General features: G+C 60.2%; 20 protein-coding genes. 14 read left to right on the top strand and 6 right to left on the bottom strand.

Annotated elements, in window-relative coordinates; translation table 11 throughout:
- The first annotated feature begins 53 nt into the window (after positions 1-53).
- Positions 54-1,478, top strand: a complete 1,425-nt coding sequence (locus ACP7BX_RS10460) for a PLP-dependent aminotransferase family protein (RefSeq protein ID WP_033901208.1) — start codon at positions 54-56, stop codon at positions 1,476-1,478.
- Between the two features lie 126 nt (positions 1,479-1,604).
- Here ACP7BX_RS10460 and ppsR read toward each other — a convergent pair whose 3' ends face one another.
- Positions 1,605-2,423 (bottom strand): posphoenolpyruvate synthetase regulatory kinase/phosphorylase PpsR, encoded by an 819-nt coding sequence (gene ppsR / locus ACP7BX_RS10465; RefSeq protein WP_003193298.1) that lies wholly within the window; start codon positions 2,421-2,423, stop codon positions 1,605-1,607.
- 178 nt (positions 2,424-2,601) lie between these two features.
- Between ppsR and ppsA the strand changes: the two genes are divergently transcribed.
- The 8 genes from ppsA (at position 2,602) to ACP7BX_RS10505 (ending at position 10,687) form a co-directional block, all read left to right on the top strand.
- The gene (ppsA, locus tag ACP7BX_RS10470) at positions 2,602-4,977 is read left to right on the top strand and encodes a phosphoenolpyruvate synthase (RefSeq protein ID WP_028617515.1); all 2,376 of its coding nucleotides are present in this window, start codon (positions 2,602-2,604) and stop codon (positions 4,975-4,977) included.
- A gap of 106 nt (positions 4,978-5,083) precedes the next feature.
- Positions 5,084-6,073 (top strand): alpha/beta fold hydrolase, encoded by a 990-nt coding sequence (locus tag ACP7BX_RS10475; RefSeq protein WP_033901207.1) that lies wholly within the window; start codon positions 5,084-5,086, stop codon positions 6,071-6,073.
- A gap of 188 nt (positions 6,074-6,261) precedes the next feature.
- The gene (gene rraA, locus ACP7BX_RS10480) at positions 6,262-6,753 is read left to right on the top strand and encodes a ribonuclease E activity regulator RraA (protein WP_016979262.1); all 492 of its coding nucleotides are present in this window, start codon (positions 6,262-6,264) and stop codon (positions 6,751-6,753) included.
- A 13-nt stretch (positions 6,754-6,766) separates the two neighbouring features.
- Positions 6,767-7,762 carry a zinc transporter ZntB gene (locus ACP7BX_RS10485; protein WP_177113809.1) on the top strand — a complete coding sequence of 332 codons (996 nt, stop codon included), beginning with the start codon at positions 6,767-6,769 and terminating at the stop codon, positions 7,760-7,762.
- Positions 7,763-7,848: 86 nt separating this feature from the next.
- Entirely contained in the window at positions 7,849-8,094 is a 246-nt protein-coding gene (locus tag ACP7BX_RS10490; protein WP_005790375.1) for a hypothetical protein, read from the top strand.
- Between the two features lie 2 nt (positions 8,095-8,096).
- Positions 8,097-8,921 carry a mechanosensitive ion channel family protein gene (locus ACP7BX_RS10495; RefSeq protein WP_003175519.1) on the top strand — a complete coding sequence of 275 codons (825 nt, stop codon included), beginning with the start codon at positions 8,097-8,099 and terminating at the stop codon, positions 8,919-8,921.
- Between the two features lie 87 nt (positions 8,922-9,008).
- Positions 9,009-9,599, top strand: coding sequence for an RNA polymerase sigma factor SigX (sigX, locus tag ACP7BX_RS10500; RefSeq protein ID WP_003175518.1), 591 nt, complete (start codon positions 9,009-9,011; stop codon positions 9,597-9,599).
- A gap of 107 nt (positions 9,600-9,706) precedes the next feature.
- Positions 9,707-10,687, top strand: coding sequence for an OmpA family protein (locus ACP7BX_RS10505; protein ID WP_015885346.1), 981 nt, complete (start codon positions 9,707-9,709; stop codon positions 10,685-10,687).
- 60 nt (positions 10,688-10,747) lie between these two features.
- Here ACP7BX_RS10505 and cobA read toward each other — a convergent pair whose 3' ends face one another.
- From cobA to ACP7BX_RS10530, 5 genes are all read right to left on the bottom strand, one after another.
- Positions 10,748-11,491 carry a uroporphyrinogen-III C-methyltransferase gene (cobA, locus tag ACP7BX_RS10510; protein WP_426126337.1) on the bottom strand — a complete coding sequence of 248 codons (744 nt, stop codon included), beginning with the start codon at positions 11,489-11,491 and terminating at the stop codon, positions 10,748-10,750.
- Between the two features lie 26 nt (positions 11,492-11,517).
- Positions 11,518-13,188 (bottom strand): protein kinase domain-containing protein, encoded by a 1,671-nt coding sequence (locus ACP7BX_RS10515; RefSeq protein WP_426126339.1) that lies wholly within the window; start codon positions 13,186-13,188, stop codon positions 11,518-11,520.
- Positions 13,188-14,399: a nitrate/nitrite transporter gene (locus ACP7BX_RS10520; protein ID WP_016979267.1), complete on the bottom strand. Its 1,212-nt coding sequence runs from the start codon at positions 14,397-14,399 to the stop codon at positions 13,188-13,190. Before ACP7BX_RS10520 ends, ACP7BX_RS10515 begins: the two co-directional genes overlap by 1 nt.
- A 157-nt stretch (positions 14,400-14,556) precedes the next feature.
- Complete coding sequence (locus ACP7BX_RS10525; RefSeq protein ID WP_010208501.1) at positions 14,557-15,132, bottom strand: ANTAR domain-containing response regulator; 576 nt, start codon at positions 15,130-15,132, stop codon at positions 14,557-14,559.
- A gap of 13 nt (positions 15,133-15,145) precedes the next feature.
- Positions 15,146-16,372: a CmpA/NrtA family ABC transporter substrate-binding protein gene (locus tag ACP7BX_RS10530; protein WP_426126341.1), complete on the bottom strand. Its 1,227-nt coding sequence runs from the start codon at positions 16,370-16,372 to the stop codon at positions 15,146-15,148.
- Between the two features lie 274 nt (positions 16,373-16,646).
- Between ACP7BX_RS10530 and sctC the strand changes: the two genes are divergently transcribed.
- The 5 genes from sctC to ACP7BX_RS10555 all read left to right on the top strand — a co-directional run bounded on the left by sctC (position 16,647) and on the right by ACP7BX_RS10555 (position 20,430).
- Positions 16,647-18,074 (top strand): type III secretion system outer membrane ring subunit SctC, encoded by a 1,428-nt coding sequence (sctC, locus tag ACP7BX_RS10535; protein WP_426126831.1) that lies wholly within the window; start codon positions 16,647-16,649, stop codon positions 18,072-18,074.
- A gap of 15 nt (positions 18,075-18,089) precedes the next feature.
- Positions 18,090-18,314, top strand: a complete 225-nt coding sequence (locus ACP7BX_RS10540) for a FliM/FliN family flagellar motor switch protein (RefSeq protein WP_033900531.1) — start codon at positions 18,090-18,092, stop codon at positions 18,312-18,314.
- A 155-nt stretch (positions 18,315-18,469) separates the two neighbouring features.
- Positions 18,470-18,865 (top strand): winged helix-turn-helix domain-containing protein, encoded by a 396-nt coding sequence (locus tag ACP7BX_RS10545; RefSeq protein WP_269131663.1) that lies wholly within the window; start codon positions 18,470-18,472, stop codon positions 18,863-18,865.
- On the top strand, positions 18,858-19,319 hold the full coding sequence (locus ACP7BX_RS10550) for a transglycosylase SLT domain-containing protein (RefSeq protein ID WP_038847164.1): 462 nt from the start codon (positions 18,858-18,860) through the stop codon (positions 19,317-19,319). Before ACP7BX_RS10545 ends, ACP7BX_RS10550 begins: the two co-directional genes overlap by 8 nt.
- 85 nt (positions 19,320-19,404) lie before the next feature.
- On the top strand, positions 19,405-20,430 hold the full coding sequence (locus tag ACP7BX_RS10555) for a quinone-dependent dihydroorotate dehydrogenase (RefSeq protein ID WP_033900535.1): 1,026 nt from the start codon (positions 19,405-19,407) through the stop codon (positions 20,428-20,430).
- The last annotated feature ends 30 nt before the right edge of the window (positions 20,431-20,460 follow it).

Here is a 20,460-nt window from a genome sequence, read left to right on the forward strand (position 1 = left end):
GAGTTGTAAAATTCGGCGATTGAACCCGTAAAAGCACACTATTAGGGCGAAAGATGGCTGTCAAAACAAATATTGACATGGTGTCAATTATGCGTGAAGGGTTGTCCAACGGTCAGGGCGTGAAGTACAAGCGCCTGTCCGATGTCATGGAACGGGGCATCCTCGAAGGCTTGATTGAACCAGGACGAAAACTGCCGCCCCATCGGGTGCTTTCCGACAACCTGGGTGTGACGATCGGCACCATCAGCCGGGCCTACGGCGAACTGGAGCGCCTGGGGCTGGTGGTGGCGCGAGTCGGTGACGGCACGTTCGTGCGCAAGCGTGGGATGGAGCGCCAGCGCGATGAAGGTTTTCGCAACTTCAGCGAAGAACCGCGCCAGTACTTCGACATGAGCCGCAATATGCACATCCCCGGTCAGGAAACCGTGTTCCTGGCCCAGAGCTTCCAGACCCTGTCGACCAACGCCAAATTCCTCCAGGACATCAGCGCCTACACCCCGGACGCCGGCCTGCCGCGTTACCGTGAAGCGGGCGCGCAATGGCTGGTGCAGCGTGACTTTCACCCGATTCCCGAGCAGGTCATCTGCGTCAATGGCGGCCAGCACGGCTTGCTGTGTTCGATGATGGCGCTGTTACGGGCCGGCGATACGGTGGTCACCGAGCAACTGACCTATCCGGGCCTGATTACCGCCGCGCGGATGCTGGGTATCCGGTTGATCGGCCTGGAGATGGACGAAGAGGGCGTGCTACCGAGCGCGCTGGACGAAGTCTGTCGAAATCACCGGGTTTCAGCGCTGTACTGCACGCCAACGATCCAGAACCCGACCACAGCGGTGCTTTCGGTGGCGCGCCGCGAAGCCTTGGTCAAAGTCTGTCGTGAGCACAACCTGCTGATTCTTGAGGACGAAGCCCACGGCGTACTGGTCGAAGACCGGCCGCCGCCCCTCAGCCATTTCGCCCCCGAGCGTACGATTTTGATCAGCAGCCTGAGCAAAGCCGTGTCGGCCGGGCTGCGTGTGGGTTATGTGCATGCGCCACCGGCGTTGGTCAGCCGTATTTCGGCGGCGCTGCGTTCGACTTGCTGGATGGCTACGCCCGTCACCCTGGAGCTTGCTACCCAGTGGATCGAAAACGGCACGGCGGAGTACCTGTTGCGCCAACAGATCAACGAGATCAGCCGGCGTAAGGCCTTGGTCCGCGACCTGCTGGCCGGTCTGGAATATCGCACCCATCTCAATAGCCCGCATTTCTGGATCGAAGTGCCGGAGCCATGGCGGGCGTCGGAAATCGAGGCGGAGCTCAAGCAGAATAATTACCTGATCGCCACCGCCGAAGCGTTTGCGGTGGGGCAAACGGCGGTGCCGCAATTTATTCGGGCGAGTATCTGCAACACGTCGGGGGATGATCAGTTGTTGCGGGCGGGGTTTGATGCGTTGGCGACGGCGCTGGGGCAGGGGGGAGGAAGGTTTCAGCTGTAGGCAGGTCCACCGCGTTATCGTTCTTCGCAGGCAAGCCAGCTCCCACATTGATTGCATTCCAGAGTTGGAACTCGGTCAACTGTGGGAGCGGGCTTGCCCGCGAAGAGGCCAGCCCAGGCGCCACCATTACTTGAACCTGCGCTCCACGCCTTTCTCTACCAGAATCTTCGCTGAAATCTCTTCCACCGAAAAATGCGTGGAATTGATGTGCGCAATATTCTCGCGACGGAACAGATTTTCTACTTCGCGCACTTCGAACTCGCACTGCGCATAGCTGGAATAGCGGCTGTTGGGCTTGCGTTCATTGCGGATCGCCGTCAGCCGATCCGGATCGATGGTCAACCCGAACAGTTTATGCGAATGCGCGCGCAGGGCGGCTGGCAGCGTCAGGTGCTCCATGTCGTCCTCGGTCAGCGGGTAGTTGGCCGCGCGGATGCCGAATTGCATGGCCATGTACAGACAGGTGGGCGTTTTGCCGCAGCGGGATACGCCCACCAGGATCAGGTCGGCCTTGTCGTAGTAGTGGGTGCGGGCGCCGTCATCGTTGTCGAGGGCGAAGTTCACCGCTTCGATGCGCTCCATATAGTTGGAGTTGTGGCCAATGGAATGGGACTTTCCTACCGAGTACGACGAATGTTCACTCAGCTCTTGTTCCAGAGGCGCCAGGAACGTCGAGAAAATGTCGATCATGAAACCATTCGACGTTGCGAGAATCTCACGAATGTCTTGATTGACGATGGTGTCGAAAATGATCGGACGAAAACCGTCTTTTTCGGCCGCCAGATTGATTTGTTGTACCATGGCCCGCGCTTTATCCACGCTGTCGATGTATGGCCGCGTGAATTTGGCGAAGGTAATGTTTTCGAACTGCGCGAGCAGGCTTTGACCCAATGTTTCGGCTGTGATGCCGGTGCCGTCGGAGATAAAGAAAGCAGATCGTTTCATTTGAGCCCTGGGCCTTAAGCTGATGGCGAATCTTGGATATGATAGGCGCGATTTTGCCGTCCCGCAGTGGGCCGCATTCTCACTTATTTTCCAGGTCCAGGCCACAAGCGCTGGCGATTGCTCCTACTGAGCAGCCGGCGTCCTGAGCTTTTCCAACACAGTTAGTGGAGAGATCACCTTGGTAGAGTACGTAGTTTCCCTCGATAAGCTCGGCGTCCATGATGTAGAGCACGTGGGGGGCAAGAACGCATCCCTCGGCGAGATGATCAGTAATCTTGCAGGCGCTGGTGTCTCGGTGCCCGGTGGTTTCGCCACCACGGCCCAGGCTTACCGCGATTTCCTCGAACTGAGCGGCCTCAACGCTCAGATCCACGCCGCGCTGGACGCCCTGGACGTCGACGACGTCAATGCCCTGGCCAAGACCGGTGCCCAGATCCGCCAATGGATCATGGAAGCCGAGTTCCCCGAGAAGCTCAACGAAGAAATCCGCACCGCCTTTGCCGCGCTGTCGGCCGGTAACCCGGACGTCGCCGTTGCCGTGCGCTCTTCAGCCACCGCTGAAGACTTGCCGGACGCCTCTTTCGCCGGCCAGCAAGAAACCTTCCTGAACATCCGCGGCGTGGAAAACGTGATCCGCGCGGCCAAGGAAGTGTTCGCCTCGCTGTTCAACGATCGCGCCATTTCCTATCGTGTGCACCAAGGTTTCGACCACAAGCTGGTGGCCCTGTCTGCCGGTGTGCAGCGCATGGTGCGTTCGGAAACCGGCACTGCCGGCGTGATGTTCACCCTCGATACCGAATCGGGCTTCCGTGACGTGGTGTTTATCACCGGCGCCTACGGCCTGGGCGAAACCGTCGTACAAGGCGCGGTCAACCCTGACGAATTCTACGTACACAAGCACACCCTTGAAGCCGGCCGCCCGGCCATTCTGCGCCGCAACCTGGGCAGCAAAGCTATCAAAATGATCTATGGCGACGAGGCCAAGGCCGGTCGCTCGGTGAAAACCGTTGAAGTCGACAAGGCCGAACGCGCGCGTTTCTGCCTGACCGACGCTGAAGTCAGCGAACTGGCCAAGCAAGCGATGATCATCGAAAAGCACTACAAGTGCCCGATGGACATCGAGTGGGCCAAGGACGGTGACGACGGCAAGCTGTACATCGTGCAGGCCCGTCCGGAAACCGTGAAAAGCCGCACCTCGGCCAATGTCATGGAACGCTACCTGCTCAAAGAAACCGGCACCGTACTGGTGGAAGGCCGTGCCATCGGTCAGCGCATCGGCGCCGGCAAGGTGCGGATCATCAAGGACGTGTCCGAGATGGACAAAGTCCAGCCAGGCGATGTACTGGTCTCCGACATGACCGACCCGGACTGGGAACCGGTGATGAAGCGCGCCAGCGCCATCGTCACCAACCGTGGCGGGCGTACCTGCCACGCGGCGATCATCGCCCGTGAACTGGGGATTCCTGCGGTCGTGGGCTGCGGCAACGCGACCCAGCTGTTGAAAGACGGCCAAGGCGTGACTGTTTCCTGCGCCGAAGGCGACACCGGTTTCATCTTTGAAGGCGAGCTGGGCTTCGATATCAAGCAGAACTCCATCGACGCCATGCCGGACCTGCCGTTCAAGATCATGATGAACGTCGGTAACCCGGACCGCGCCTTTGACTTCGCGCAATTGCCGAACGCCGGTGTGGGCCTGGCCCGCCTGGAATTCATCATCAACCGCATGATCGGCGTGCACCCCAAGGCTCTGTTGAACTACGACGGCCTGCCGCTGGACATCAAGGAAAGTGTCGACAAGCGCATCGCCGGCTACAACGACCCGGTGGGCTTCTACGTCGAGAAGCTGGTGGAAGGCATCAGTACCCTGGCGGCGGCGTTCTACCCGAAAAAGGTCATCGTGCGCCTGTCGGACTTCAAGTCCAACGAATACGCCAACCTGATCGGCGGCAAGCTCTACGAGCCGGAAGAAGAAAACCCGATGCTGGGCTTCCGTGGCGCCTCGCGTTACATCAGCGAAGCGTTCCGTGACTGCTTCGAACTCGAATGCCGCGCCCTCAAGCGCGTACGCAACGAGATGGGCCTGACCAACGTCGAGATCATGGTGCCGTTCGTGCGCACCCTGGGCGAAGCGAGCCAGGTGGTGGACTTGCTGGCTGAGAACGGCCTGTCCCGTGGTGAGAACGGCCTGCGCGTGATCATGATGTGCGAATTGCCGTCCAACGCCATCCTGGCCGAAGAATTCCTGGAGTTCTTCGACGGTTTCTCCATCGGTTCCAACGACCTGACCCAGCTGACCCTGGGCCTGGACCGTGACTCCGGGATCATCGCGCACCTGTTCGACGAGCGAAATCCTGCGGTCAAGAAGCTGCTGGCCAACGCCATCCAGGCCTGCAACAAGGCCGGCAAGTACATCGGTATCTGCGGCCAAGGCCCTTCCGACCACCCAGACCTGGCCAAGTGGCTGATGGAACAGGGCATCGAAAGCGTCTCGCTGAACCCCGATTCCGTGCTGGAAACCTGGTTCTTCCTGGCGGAAGGCCAAGCGTCCGCCTAAGATCGTCACGTCAAAAGTGCCGGTCACCCGCCATGGGTGACCGGCATTCTTATCTGTACAGGGCGGGAATCCTCGCGGACGCCGCCCTTTTTTGTGCAAGAGCATTATGCAAAGCAGCAGCAACCTGTTTCCCGTCGCCCTGATCAGCGCTGAACGTCGTGGCGACCTGAGTGAAGACGTGTATCGCCTCAAACCCGGTAACAGCCCCGACGGCACCGTCGAGCTGGCGGTTACCCGTTTGGGCCTGGCCGATGTCCCGGAAAACCGGGGCATCCCGGTTATTTTGTTGCATGGCAGTTTTTCCAACCGACGCTTCTGGTATTCGCCAAAAGGCATCGGGCTGGGTGCTTATCTGGCGCGCGAGGGGTTTGATGTCTGGATCCCGGAAATGCGTGGCCATGGCCTGTCCAAGCGCAATCATGACTACGCCCGCAACCGCGTCGCGGACTATGCGCGTTATGACTTGCCGGCCATCGGTGCATTCGTGCGTGAGCAAAGCGGGCAGATTCCTCACTGGATCGGCCATTCTCTCGGCGGCACCAGCTTGGCGGCGGCCCTGGGTGGGCAGCACCTGGGTGCGCCGGCCGTGGCGTCGGTGGCGCTGTTTGGTTGTCAGGTCAGTCGCACCCATTGGCCGTTGAAACTGCCACCCGTGGAGTGGACCGGCCGCCTGCTGTTGAAGCGTTTTGGCGAAGTATCCGGCTCGCGCCTGAAGCGTGGCCCCGAGGACGAACCGGCGGGCGTGATGATCGAAGCCATGCGCTGGAATGGCCTGTTTGGCCGCTTCGGCGAGGGCAAGAACGATTGGTGGAAAGGCCTGGCTGAAGTCGATGTGCCGCTGTTGGCCGTCAGTGCGGCCGGGGATCATCAAGACCCCGACTGGGCCTGCCGCAAGCTGTTCGAGCAAATCGGCTCGGAGCACCGTCAGTACCTGTGCCTGGGCCGTCAGCAAGGCTTTACCGGGGATTTCGGGCATGTGGAAATGCTGGTGAGCAAAGCCGCCCAGGCCGAAGTGTGGCCGTTGGTGGTGCAGTGGCTGAAAGATCCGCTCACACCCTTGCCAGGCGCGCAGGCCGAGGTGTTGGCCACGGTTTGAGGCAACGCTCTGCCAAGGGCGTTTCGCTCATGTGTGGTTGCGGCTAAGATATGACGCGTTAAACGCTTCTGGTCATATTCAGTCGCGCAGTGGCTATTGCGTTGCGGCGAGGCGAATGGGATGTTTCGCACCTGCTCTGGCTGGCGCTTCTTTCGAAAGACACCTCTTTGACGGAAAGGAATTTTTCAATGAACCATTACGTGACCCCCGATCTGTGCGACGCCTACCCGGACCTGGTGCAGGTGCTCGAACCGATGTTCAGCAACTTCGGCGGCCGGGACTCCTTCGGCGGCGAGATCGTCACCGTCAAATGCTTCGAAGATAACTCCCTGGTCAAGGATCAAGCCGATCAGCCGGGTGCCGGCAAGGTGCTGGTGGTCGACGGTGGCGGCTCCCTGCGTCGCGCGCTGCTGGGCGACATGATCGCCGAGAAAGCGGCAAAAAACGGTTGGGAAGGGCTGGTGATCTACGGATGCATCCGTGATGTTGACGTCATTGCCCAGACCGATCTGGGTGTACAGGCCTTGGCCAGCCATCCGATGAAGACTGACAAGCGCGGTATTGGCGACCTGAACGTGGTCGTTACTTTCGCGGGTGTGACCTTTCGTCCGGGTGAATACATCTACGCCGATAACAATGGCGTGATCGTTTCCCCCAGCCCGCTGAAAATGCCCGAATAAAACAGGAGTAAGGATGTTCGAGGAAGAAAACGCGCAATGGGGCCTGGTGCATGCCCTGGTGCTGGACGGTAAAGGCGGTGCGCGTTCGATTGCCCGGACTGAACTCGACGACTTGCAACTGCAGCCCCAGGAGAGCCTGTGGCTGCATTGGGATCGCAGCCACCCGCAAACCCAGACCTGGCTGCGCAAATCCAGCGGCTTAAGCGAGTTTGCCTGTGACCTGTTGCTGGAAGAAAACACCCGTCCGCGCCTGTTGCCGCTGCCGGACTCGGAATTGCTGCTGTTCCTGCGCGGGGTCAATCTCAACCCCGGTGCGGAGCCGGAAGACATGGTTTCGGTGCGCATCTTCGCGGCTGCCAGCCGTGTGATTTCCTTGCGCCTGCGCCCCTTGCGCGCCACTGACGAGCTGTTGGTGCAGTTGGCAGACGGCAAAGGGCCGAAAACCGCGTCGGAACTCATCCTTTATATGGCGCAGTACCTGACCCATAAAGTGCAGGATCTGGTCTCCGATCTGTCTGAAATCGTCGACGTCGAAGAAGAAAAACTCGATACCGACGAACGGTATACCCCGGAACACGGCAGCATTCTGCAGATCCGCCGACGAGCGGCCGGGCTGAAGCGATTCCTCGCCCCACAGCGGGATATTTTTGCCCAGCTCACGCGGATCAAATTGCCGTGGTTCTGCGATGACGATGCCGACTACTGGAACGAATTGAACAACAGCCTGACCCGCTACCTGGAAGAACTCGAATTGACCCGGGAGCGCGTGGGGCTTGTGCTGGAGGCCGAAGACCGACGTTTGAGCGTGCGCATGAACCGCACCATGTACCGCTTCGGGATCATCACCGGAATCTTCCTGCCGATGAGTTTTCTCACCGGTCTGCTGGGGATCAATGTGGGCGGGATTCCGTTCTCCGCCAGCCCCTATGGATTCATGGTGGCATGCCTGTTGATGGTCTCGGTGGCACTCGGACAATGGTGGCTTTTTCGACGATTGCGCTGGGTTTGAGCTGAATATGACCTGAACGTAGGAAGGGTCCTATGTGACCCCAAGAATTTTACCCTCGTCTTTTAAATCACTTGCGAGAGGTCTTTATGCACGATCCGTTCGAACAGTCTTTGCGTGACATGCTCAATGCCTCGCCGTCCAACCGCGACGACGATGCCTGCCTGGGCCGCGTGTTGAAAACTGCCAACCGCCAGGTGGGTGCGGGTGACCTGTTCGGTCTGCTCGGCCGCTGGCTGCCGGCGTTGATGATGGCCCTGAACAACGGTTCGGCCCACGTATCGCCGGTTTCCCGTCGTAAACCTCTTGCTCGCACTGCTGATAAGGCTGATTGAATATGGAACTTGATCTCTGGACCCAGAGCCTGGTCACCGCGATGACCGCATTGTGGACCAAGGTGGCGAATTTCATTCCCAACCTGTTTGGTGCCTTGGTGCTGGTACTGCTGGGCTTTGTCGTGGCCAAGCTGCTCGACACCCTGTTGTCCAAATTGCTCGCAAAACTGGGCCTCGATCGCCTGATGGCCGGCACCGGCCTGACCAAGCTGCTGGGTCGCGCCGGGCTGCAAGTGCCGATCTCCACCTTGATCGGCAAGATCGTTTATTGGTTCGTTTTGCTGATTTTCCTGGTTTCTGCGGCTCAATCCCTTGGACTTGAGCGAGTTTCAGCTACGCTCGACATGCTGGCGCTGTATTTGCCGAAGGTTTTCGGCGGCGCGCTGGTGCTGCTGGTAGGCGTTTTGCTGGCGCAACTGGCCAATGGGCTGGTGCGCGGTGCCGCCGAAGGCGTGGGGCTGGACTATGCTGCGGGCCTGGGGCGGATCGCCCAGGGCTTGGTCATTATCATCAGTATTTCGGTCGCGATCAGCCAGTTGGAGGTCAAGACTGACCTGCTCAACCACGTGATTGTGATCGTTTTGATTACCGTTGGTCTGGCCGTTGCGCTGGCCATGGGCTTGGGAAGCCGGGAAATTGCCGGTCAGATTCTTGCGGGAATCTATGTGCGTGAGTTGTATCAGGTTGGGCAACAGGTGCGTGTGGGCGAGGTCGAAGGGCAAATCGAGGAGATCGGCACAGTCAAGACGACGGTGCTGACCGATGACGGCGACCTGGTGTCGTTGTCCAATCGGATTCTTCTTGAGCAGCAGGTCAGTAGCCGCTAATCCGGCAAACCCTGCTAATGTACGCCGCCGCAAACCCGGCTGACCGGGCTGTAGCGGACATTGACCTGACTGTCGGCACGACTTGTTTTGAATAAAGCCCAAACGCTGTCCACGCGCTATGACCCCCGTGAGCTCTCTGATGAGGAGTTGGTCGCGCGCGCGCACACGGAGCTGTTTCACGTAACTCGCGCGTACGAAGAATTGATGCGCAGATATCAACGCACTCTGTTCAACGTTTGTTCAAGGTATTTAGGGAACGATAGAGATGCGGATGATGTCTGTCAGGAAGTGATGCTCAAGGTGCTGTACGGCCTGAAGAACTTCGAGGGCAAATCGAAGTTCAAGACATGGCTATACAGCATCACGTACAACGAGTGCATCACGCAGTATCGTAAGGAACGGCGAAAGCGTCGCTTGATGGACGCGTTGAGTCTGGACCCCCTCGAGGAGGCGTCTGAAGAGAAGGCGCCGGCACCCGAGGAGAAGGGCGGACTTGATCGCTGGTTGGTGTATGTGAACCCGATTGACCGGGAAATTCTGGTGCTACGATTTGTCGCAGAGCTGGAATTTCAGGAAATCGCTGACATCATGCACATGGGTTTGAGTGCTACAAAAATGCGTTACAAACGTGCTCTTGATAAATTACGTGAGAAATTTGCGGGCGAGACTGAAACTTAGTGCGTGGCAAATATCTCTTACGTGTAGGCAAGTTCTGTTAGACTTGTCGCCGAGTTGTCCCCCGGTTTGTGGGACTGCTTTACAATCACCAGATGGGGATTTAACGGATGAAACTGAAAAACACCTTGGGCTTGGCCATTGGTTCTCTTATTGCCGCTACTTCTTTCGGCGTTCTGGCACAAGGCCAAGGCGCAGTTGAAGGCGAGCTGTTCTACAAGAAGCAGTACAACGATAGCGTCAAGCACATCGAAGACGGCTTCAATCCTGGCGCTCGCATCGGTTACTTCCTGACCGACGACCTGTCCTTGAACCTGTCCTACGACAAAACCAACCACACCCGTTCGAACGACGGTACTGGTAACCAGAAGATCAAAGGCGATACCGGCAGCCTGGTTGCCCAGTATCACTTCGGTCAAGCTGGCGTAGACAGCCTGCGTCCGTACGTAGAAGGCGGTTTCGGCCACCAGAGCCGTACCAACGTTCAAGCTGACGGCCACAGCGGTCGCGACCAGACTACCTTCGCTACCGTTGGTACTGGCGTGAAGTACTACTTCACCAACAACCTGTACGCTCGTGCCGGTGTTGAAGCTGACTACGGTCTGGACAACGGCAAGTGGGACTACTCCGCACTGGTCGGCCTGGGCGTGAACTTCGGCGGTAACGCTGGCGCAGCTGCTCCAGCTCCTACCCCAGCACCAGCTCCAGAGCCAACTCCAGAGCCAGAAGCTCCAGTTGCTCAGGTTGTACGTGTTGAGCTGGACGTTAAGTTCGACTTCGACAAGTCGGTTGTTAAGCCTAACAGCTACGGCGACGTGAAAAACCTGGCCGACTTCATGGCTCAGTACCCAGCTACCAACGTAGAAGTTGCTGGTCACACTGACTCCGTAGGTCCAGACGCTTACAACCAGAAGCTGTCCCAGCGTCGTGCTGACGCTGTTAAGCAAGTCCTGGTTAAAGACGGCGTTGCTCCTAGCCGTATCACCGCAGTAGGTTACGGCGAATCCCGCCCAGTTGCTGACAACGCAACTGAAGCTGGTCGTGCTGTTAACCGTCGCGTAGAAGCGTCGGTTGAAGCTCAAGCTCAGTAATGACTGAGTGGTAGAAAAAAGCCCGGCTTAGGCCGGGCTTTTTTTCGCCTGCAATTTGCCTCAGGCGCTGGCGGCTTGGGCGAGTCTAGCGACCTGGCCTGGGGCTGCAACACGGCCGATCACCAGGATAGCCGGGCTCTTCAAGGCAAATGCCTGCGCATCTTCGTACAGACGCCACAGCTCGCTGCGACATTCCCTTTGCAGGGGCAGCGATGCATTCTCGATCATCGCCACCGGCATATCCGCCGCCATTCCACCGTCCAGCAGTTGCTGGCGGATTTCCTCCAGCTTCGCCACGCCCATGTACACCACCAGGGTGGTCCCGCTTTCTGCCAGGGCCCGCCAATTCAAGCTGCTGTCGTCCTGGGTATGCGCCGTGACCAGCGTCACGCCGCGACTCACCCCGCGCAAGGTCAGTGGCACCGCGCAATTCGTCGCGCCTGCCAGGCCTGCGGTAATGCCGTTGACCAACTCCACCTCAACGCCCCGTTCACACAGCCACATCGCCTCTTCACCGCCGCGTCCGAAAATGCACGGGTCTCCGCCTTTGAGGCGCACCACACACTTGCCTTGGCGCGCATAACGCAGCATCAGGCGGTGGATGAAATCCTGCGGGGTCGACCGGCAGCCACCGCGTTTACCCACGGTAATCACCCGCGCTTCAACGCAATGTTCCAGCACGGCCGGGTTGACCAAGTCATCGATCAGCACCACATCGGCCTCACGCAGGGCGCGTACCGCCTTGAGGGTCAACAGCTCCGGGTCACCCGGACCCGCGCCTACCAGCCAGACTTTTGCATTCATAAGGTGTTCCTCGTCCAGGGATGACGTCAGCGGTGAAAGAGTGAGTACAACAGCACCAGATTGATCAGCAGCGAGAGCAGCGCCAGGGTGCGCCAGACCTTCAAGGGTTCACGCTCCAGTAATGGCTTGGGGCGGATGCTCAGTTCCTGGCGGTCAGCCTGCTCCAGCACGCGCAACCACTCTTCGGCGGTTTCATAGCGATGGGCGGGTTGGGCCGCCACGGCCCGCTCCAGGCTGAGGGGCAGCCAATCCGGCAGGTCCGGGCGGTAGCGGCTGGCGCTGACAGGTTGAGTGAACCGGGGCCGTTGGAAAGCCTCGATTTCGCCGTAGGGGTAATGTCCGGTCAGCAGGTAATACAAGGTTACGCCAACGCTGTATAAATCCTGTTGGGCCGTAGGACGGTCGCCATTGAAGGCTTCAGGTGCAATAAAGCTAGGTGTGCCCGGCAACGCATGGTCGCTGTCTTCCGACAGGCCAGGGCAATACGCCAGGCCGAAATCCAACACCCGCAATTCGCCGTCGTCTCCCAGCAGCAGGTTTTCCGGCTTGATATCACGATGCAGGATCTGCCGTCGATGCAGCATGCCCACAGCGCGCAGCAAACGCTCGGCAATCGACTGCCATTGCGCCAAGGGCAAGGGGCCTTGCTGCTGGAATAGTTCTGCCAGGGTTTGGCCGGAATACTCACGCATCACGTAGTACAAATGCTGGCGCCCGTTGCCGGCATGCACTTCAGGAAACGCCCGCCCCGCAACCCGGCGCAGAAACCATTCCTCCGACAGCAAGGCCTGGCCGGCATCATGATCATCGTCGCGGCTCAGCGGCAGGGTTTTCAGCAGCCAGGGTTGCTGCTGGGCATCGCGCACCCGGTAAAGCAGTGACTGCCGGCTTTGTGCCAACACGCTTTCAACCTGCCAGCCTTCAAAGTGTTGCCCGGCTTTCAACAAGGGCGGCAGTGGCCATTGCTGCAACTGCACCAGCGCGTCGCCGAGGGTGGCGGCGCCGAGGGTGTCGATCCGGATAAGCAACGCGCTGGCATTGTCCTGGCTGCCAGCCAGGTGCGCGGCAGTCACCAGGGTGTTGACGGCCAATTGCATGTCCGTCTGTTCGCGCAGAATTGCCTGGATACTCTGATCGCCCAGGGTGGCCCACACACCATCACTGAGCAGCAGGAAACATTCGCCTTCACGCAACTGACCGTCGAGAAAATCCACCACCAGGTGTTGATCCAGGCCAAGGGCGCGCTTGAGCACATGCTGCATGCCCGGTTGCTCCCACACGTGATCCTCGGTGATGCGCTGCAATTGGCCGTCAAGCCAACGATACGCGCGGCAATCGCCGACATGCGCCAGGGTAAAGCGCTGGCCGCGGAACACCAGCGCGCTCAGGGTGGTCAGCAGCGGTAGACCACCGCCATTGGCTTGCAGCCAGCGATTCTGTGCCAGCAGCAAACGCTCCAGAGCCTGGGCCACGCCCCAGGTTTGCGGCGTGGCGTAGTAATCCAGGGCCAGCGCCTGCAAGGTCGAACGCGCGGCCAGGCCGCCGTCGGCGCACTGGCTCACGCCGTCGGCGATGGCGCACAGGTAGCCCTTGCTCGCCGCCAGTTCGGCCACGGGCGTGACCACCCGTAGCGCGTCCTGGTTTTCCGCCCGTGGGCCGATGGCACTGGCCTGGGCGATGCTCAGTTGCAGGCTCATCAGACCCGCGCAGCCGTCACGGCCGCCGAGCCCCAGGTGGTTCTCCAGCGACGCTTCACGCCATGCAGGCCGAACCAGGCCAGCACGCCCAGGCTGGCGAACAACCACAACGCCATCTGATAGCTGCCGGTGCTTTGTTTGATCGCGCCCATGCCGGCTGCCAGGGCAAAGCCGCCGATACCGCCGGCCATGCCGATCAGGCCGGTCATCACGCCGATTTCACGGCGGAAACGCTGCGGCACCAGTTGGAACACCGCACCATTGCCTGCGCCAAGGCCCAGCATGGTGCAGACGAAAAGCGCCAGTGCTGCGTAGGAACTCGGCAGATTGAAACCCACCGCCGCGATGCAGATCGCCGCCACGCTGTACATGCCCAGCAGGGTACGAATCCCGCCGAAACGGTCCGCCAACGCGCCGCCCAATGGGCGCATCAGGCTACCGCCGAACACGCAGGCGGCGGTGTAGTAGCCAGCGGTCACCGGGCTCAGGCCGTATTGGTCATTGAAATAGCCGGGCAGGGCGCTCGCCAGGCCGATAAAGCCGCCAAAGGTCACGCTGTAGAAAAACATGAACCACCAGCTGTCCCGGTCACCCAGCGCCTTGAAGTAGTCGGCCATGGACTTGGCCTTCGGGCGTTCCGGGGCATTGCGCGCCAGCCAGGCAAAGACAATCAGGGTCAGCACCAGAGGGATCAGCGCGAAACCGAACACGTTGCTCCAGCCAAACGCGGCCGCCAAAACCGGCGCCAGCAACGCGGCGAACACCGTGCCGGAGTTGCCTGCACCCGCGATGCCCATGGCTTTGCCCTGGTGTTCCGCCGGATACCATTGGGAGGCCAGGGGCAGCGCAACGGCAAACGAGGCACCGGCCATGCCGAGGAACACGCCCAGCAACAGCGCCTGTTCGTAGCTATGGATTCCGAGTTTCCAGGCGCCGAACAAGGCGCAGATCACAATCACCTGACCAATCAGCCCGGCCGTCTTGGGCGACAGCTTGTCTGCCAGCATGCCCATCAAAAAGCGCAGAATCGCACCGGCGAGGATCGGCGTCGCCACCATCAGGCCACGCTGCTGAGTGGTCAGGTGCAGGTCGGCGGCAATCTGTATCGCCAAGGGGCCGAGCAGGTACCAGACCATGAAGCTCAGGTCGAAATACAGGAACGCGGCAAACAGGGTCGGGGTGTGCCCGGATTTCCAGAAGCTTGATTTCATCACGCACCTCAACGGTTGGGAGTCTTGCAAGAAGGCCAAAACGAAAAAACGCCGCCACCGGGTTCGCGAGGGCAAACCGGGTGTGCGACGTCTTTGTCGGGGAGGGGCAACCGCCGTTGGCTACCTGTGATGAATGCTTAGCAAGAGCTGCGCCAAATCAGCCGAGCAGTTCGCTCATGGCGATAATCTGCTCCGCCACCTGGATCAGCTTCTGCTGGCGGCTCATGGCCTGGCGGCGCATCAGGGTGTAGGCCTCTTCCTCGTTGCAGTCTTTCATTTTCATCAGCATGCCCTTGGCCAGCTCGATGCGCTTGCGCTCGGCCAACTGCTGGTCGCGGGCTTGAAGCTGCGCGCGCAAGGCCTGGTCGCTTTCGAAACGGGCCATGGCGACATCAAGGATCGGCTGCAGGCGCTGGGCCTGGATACCTTCGACGATGTAGGCGCTGACGCCGGACTTGATCGCCTGGCGCATCACGTTCGGGTCGTGTTCGTCGGTGAACATCACAATGGGCCGGGGTTGGTCGCGACTGACCAGCACCACTTGCTCCATCACATCGCGGCCCGGTGACTCGGTATCGATCAGGATGACGTCCGGGCGCACCGTTTCGACGCGCGCGGGCAGGTCAATGGTCAGGCCGGACTCATCGATGACATCAAAGCCGGCTTCGATCAGTGCCGTCCTCAGTCGGCCGACTTTACGCGGCGTGTCGTTGATCAGCAGGATTCGCAGCATGGAGGTCCTCCTGTCAGCGCAAGGCTTGGCGGTGGTTGGTGTCGGCCAGCGCATGCAGGCGGAAGCTGCGGGCATAGCCGGCGGGGTCGGAACCGTCCCAGACTTTGCCGTCGATCAGCTGGCTGCTGCGCATGTCCTGGTCGTTTGTGGCGATACCCAGCCCATCGGCGGCCTGGCGATACAGCGCCAGTTGTTGCACCTGGCGCGCGACGCCGAGGTAGTCGGGGTCTTCGCGCAGCAGGCCCCAGCGCCGGAACTGGGTCATGAACCACATGCCGTCAGAGAGGTAGGGCAGGTTCACTTTACCGTCGGCAAAAAAGCGCAGCGCGTGGGGATCCTGCCACTGATTGCCCAGGCCGTCGTCATAAGTCCCCAGCAGGCGCGGCTCGATGCAGTCGAGCGGGGCATCGAGGTAGTCGCGGCCACTGAGTAATTGCGCGGTGGAGCGGCGGTTTTCGCTGCTTTCTTCGATAAACCGACTGGCCTCCAGGATCGCCCTCACCAGCACGCGTGCCGTGTTTGGATACTGGTCGACGAACGCCTGGGTGCAGCCGAGGACCTTTTCCGGATGATCCGGCCAGATCGCCTGGGTGGTTGCCAGGGTAAATCCTTGGTTTTGCTTGACCGCGCTGGCGCACCAGGGCTCGCCCACGCAAAACCCGTCGATGCGCCCGGCTTGCAGGTGCGCCACCATTTGCGGCGGCGGGACCACCACGCTGTCCACATCCTGCAAGGGGTGAATGCCTTGGCTCGCCAGCCAGTAATACAGCCACATGGCATGGGTGCCTGTGGGAAACGTCTGAGCGAAGGTCAGTTTTGTTCGGCTTTGGTGCACGTGGCGGTCCAGTGCCTCAGGAGTGATCACCCCCTGTTGTTGCAAGCCGTGGGACAGGTTGATGCTCTGGCCGTTCTGGTTGAGCCCCATCAGCACAGCCATGTCAGTGGGTGCGACGCCGCCGATACCCAGGTGCACGGCGTAGATCAGCCCGTACAGGCTGTGGGCGGCGTCGAGTTCGCCGCTGACCAGTTTGTCGCGCAGGTTGGCCCAGGACGATTGGCGCTTGAGGTTCAAGGTCAGGCCATAGGGTTGCGCGAAGCCCTGGGTGGCCGCCACCACCAGCGAGGCGCAGTCGCTCAAGGCCATGAAGCCCAGGTCGAGGCTGCTCTTTTCCGGGGCATCACTGCCGTTGACCCAGGCCAGCGGGTCGTTCATCGGGCTGTTGCCAACCGAATCGTTCATCAACACCTACCTTTTCTTTCAAAAAAAAGCGTCGTTCCCTCAGATGGCGATGTAAGCCAACGCGGGTAACGACGCCTTTGTCCGTAAGCCCGCTCCGCCGTTGGTGCGTGCTCTGATACAGACTTCATAGCAAGGCACATGCCACGGCTGGTTGGGCCTGGAGCGTCATCAACTTTCCATCAAGATTGAAAGCGGGTGGGCTCTCAGTATGGCGACTCTCCCACTGCCAGCCCGCCCAGGAAAACCCACGGTGTACGCCGAAGTCCCAGCAACGATGCCTCTCCTCTGGCTACACCGCCGACTGTTGTTTGTCGTGCTGCTACTGATCAGTACGCTGGCCTGGGGCGAGCTTTACCAAGCGCAGGACGAAAGCCTGCAGACCGTGTTCACTGCGCTGTCGGTGCCACTTGGGCTGCCCATCGTTGTCAGTCGCGAAGTTGCACGCAAACGCCTCAGCGCAGCACTGGATTTTGATGCGCCACAACAGGCCCTGGAGGCGCTTGCAGTTGAACAAGGGTTGATCTGGTACAGCGACGGGCAAGCGTTGTATGTCTATGACGCGGGTGAAGCCAAAAGCTCTGCGGTGACCTTGCGGCATATCTCCGTCGACAGGCTGCGTAGCCTCATGCGGCGCTCCGGTCTCGATGAGTCACGCTATCCGTTGCGCGAAAGCGGAGCTCGCACGTTCTCTGTCTCCGGCCCACCGAATTACATCGACCAGGTGCTGCGTCTGGCTCAGTTGATGGACCGGCAACGGGCGGAGTTGCGGGTGGGCGCTCAGTCTTTTGCCGTCGTCCAGGTGCTCAACACCGATGTGGTGGATCGACAGTACGGCACGCGCGACAACCCGGTCACCATGCCGGGGATGGCGTCGATGATCGAGACCTTGTTGGCCAGCGAGCAAAAGGGCTTGCTCTCGGACAAGAGCCTGGGCGTGATCGCTTACCCGGACAGCAACAGCCTGTTGATCAAGGGCAAGCCGGCCCAGGTGAGCTTCATCCAGAAACTGGTGGCGGAGCTCGACGTGCCCAAGCGAGCGATCGAGGTTTCGCTGTGGCTGGTGGATGTTGAGCGCGATGAACTGAAGAAGTTGGGCCTGGATTCGGACGAAGAACCGAAGGCGTCGACGACGCGCGTCTTGGCTCCCCTGGACGATAGCCAGCTTATGGCGAAGGTAGGTGCATTGGAGCGCCGTCGACGGGCGAAGGTGGTGACGTTGCCGGTGATCCTCACCCAGGAGAATGTGCCGGCGGTGTTTCAGGACAATCACACATTTTATATGCCGCCCCGCGGAGATGATCGCGCTGACTGGAAACCGATGCGTTATGGCACCCAGGTCAGCGTGCTGCCGCGTTTTGGCGAGGGCAACCAGATTGAGATGCGCCTGGAGGTGGACGAAGGGCGCCAGATGAGTGAGCCGGGGCAGCGTGAAAAAAATGCGGCGGTGGGGCGGATCGGCATCAACAGCGTGGTCCGAGTGCCTCAGGGCAGGCGCTTATGGCTGGGTGCGTTTCAACGGGAATCAGAAGGACGCGCGGCAGGTCGTGCAGCCCAAGTACGGCTGTTTGTGATCCAGGCCAGGGCGGTGGCTAGTGAATTGAAGGGGCAGGAAGAGGCGGGAGGGCCACCGCCTATGACTGCGGCGCAATACGAGCGTGTCCAGCGTGCGTTTGTGCGACCGCAGCGCGATGTCTCACCGTAAACAAGGTGTTAACCCATGCATCTGGAAATTCTTCTGCAGGAACAACTGATCAGCCGCAGGCGGCTGGCGGCCTTTGCACCCGGAAAGGTGCTGCCGTTGGCACCGGAGATCATCCACAGCGTGGAAGTCCGGGTGAACGGGCAACTGCTGGCCTTGGGCGAGCTGGTGCAGTTGGAGGACCGGCTGGGGGTTGAGTTGCATGAGGTGTATCAAGCGTGGCTGCCTGTGGAAGAGGGGTAGCGAAACGTCTTACAGCATGTTTTCAAAAGCCGCTGGATGTATGGGCTTTTTCCTAGCGTGAGTCGTGAGCCAGGTTTTTATAGTCGTGACATGGGTGCATGAGTCAGTGATTGAAATGAGGGCTTCAATGTCAGCAGTCGGATGCCGAGGTACGCATGGCCGTCAGGGATGATGGAGGGACAGCGACTTCCCTGGTGTTCGCACGCTGGACCCTGCATCACCACGGTCGCCTGACCGGTGAGGGTTCGGATGTACAATTACCACCCAAGGAGTGCCAGGTGTTGCGGCTGTTGTTGGTGTCTGACGGTGCCTTGATGACCAAGGATCGCTTGCTGGAACTGGGCTGGCCGCAGGGAGAGGTTGCCGAGGAGTCGTTGACACGCTGCATCTACTCGCTGCGCAAGTACCTCGGTGCCGACAAGGGGTTTATCAAGACGATCTACGGCCGGGGGTATCGGTTTACCTGTCCGGTGCGCGCTGTGTCGGGGCGTGCGCAACAGGTGTGTGCCGCCTGCGGGCACGTCAGCCAGGGTTTGTTGAAACGTGGCTAGGTTCTGGAGCAAGGGCTGGGTGCTGGGTGCGCTGATGGTCAGTCATCAAGCGTTGGCCTACTGCTGGGAGGAGGCCGCCAGTCACTACAATATCGAGCCGGAGTTGTTGCAGGCGATCGCCGTCGTGGAGTCGGGTAACCGCGCGCAAGCGATGAATCATGCCAACCGTAATGGCACCCGGGACATCGGCCTGATGCAGATCAACAGCATTCATCTGCCACGCTTGCTCAAGCAGGGCATCACCGAGGATCGCTTGATCAACGAGCCATGCCTGTCGGTTGAGGTGGGGGCTTCGATACTGGCCGAGTTCATCCAGCGCTTTGGGTACAACTGGACGGCAGTGGGTTCGTACAATGTGGGGACAGGCGCCGGGCCCGAGCGTGAGGCATTGCGCCTGCAGTATGCGCAGAAAATCTGGGCGTATTACGAGCAGTTGGTCGCGCATCGTTACTGACGATTGGGGTTCACGCCTCGCGCCTTACCTGTCACCCCGGCTATAATCGCCGTCACCTTTCGCCGCCTCCGAGTCTAGCCCGCCCATGTATACCCTGGCCCGCCAGCTGTTGTTCAAACTTTCCCCGGAAACTTCCCACGATCTGTCCCTGGACCTGATTGGTGCCGGTGGCCGCCTGGGGCTCAATGGCCTGGTATGCAAGGCTCCGGCAAAAATGCCGGTCTCGGTGATGGGGCTCGATTTTCCCAACCCGGTCGGCCTGGCGGCTGGCCTGGATAAAAACGGTGCGGCCATCGATGGCTTTGCGCAGTTGGGTTTCGGTTTTGTCGAAATCGGCACCGTCACCCCACGTCCACAGCCGGGCAACCCCAAGCCGCGCATCTTCCGCCTGCCGGAAGCCGAGGCGATCATCAACCGCATGGGCTTCAACAATCTGGGCGTTGATCATCTGCTGTCGCGGGTTCAGGCGGCGAAGTACAAGGGCATTCTCGGTATCAATATCGGCAAGAACTTCGATACGCCGGTCGAGCGTGCCGTCGACGATTACCTGATCTGCCTGGACAAGGTCTACGCCCACGCCAGCTATGTCACGGTCAACGTCAGTTCGCCCAACACCCCGGGCCTGCGCAGCCTGCAGTTCGGTGATTCCCTCAAGCAACTGCTGGAAGCCCTGCGCCAGCGCCAGGAAGACCTGGCCGTGCGCCATGGCAAGCGCGTGCCGCTGGCGATCAAGATTGCCCCGGACATGAGTGACGAAGAAACCGTACTGGTCGCCCAGGCCCTGGTGGACGCGGGCATGGACGCGGTGATCGCGACCAACACCACCCTCAGCCGCGTCGGTGTCGAAGGCCTGGCCCATGGTGATGAGGCGGGCGGTCTTTCGGGTGCGCCAGTACGCGAGCAGAGCACCCATATCGTCAAGGTTCTGGCCGCCGAGCTGGCTGGGCGCTTGCCGATCATCGCCGCAGGAGGCATCACCGAAGGCAAGCACGCGGCCGAGAAGATCGCTGCGGGTGCCAGTCTGGTGCAGTTGTACTCCGGCTTTATCTACAAGGGCCCGGCGCTGATCCGCCAGTCGGTGGACGCTATCGCAGCACTGCCAAAAGCCTGAACTGCACCCATTAAAAAGGGCTCCATCAAG

The sequence above is a fragment of the Pseudomonas sp. DWP3-1-3b3 genome, from assembly GCF_049896305.1.
Taxonomy (GTDB): Bacteria; Pseudomonadota; Gammaproteobacteria; order Pseudomonadales; family Pseudomonadaceae; genus Aquipseudomonas; species Aquipseudomonas azotoformans_A.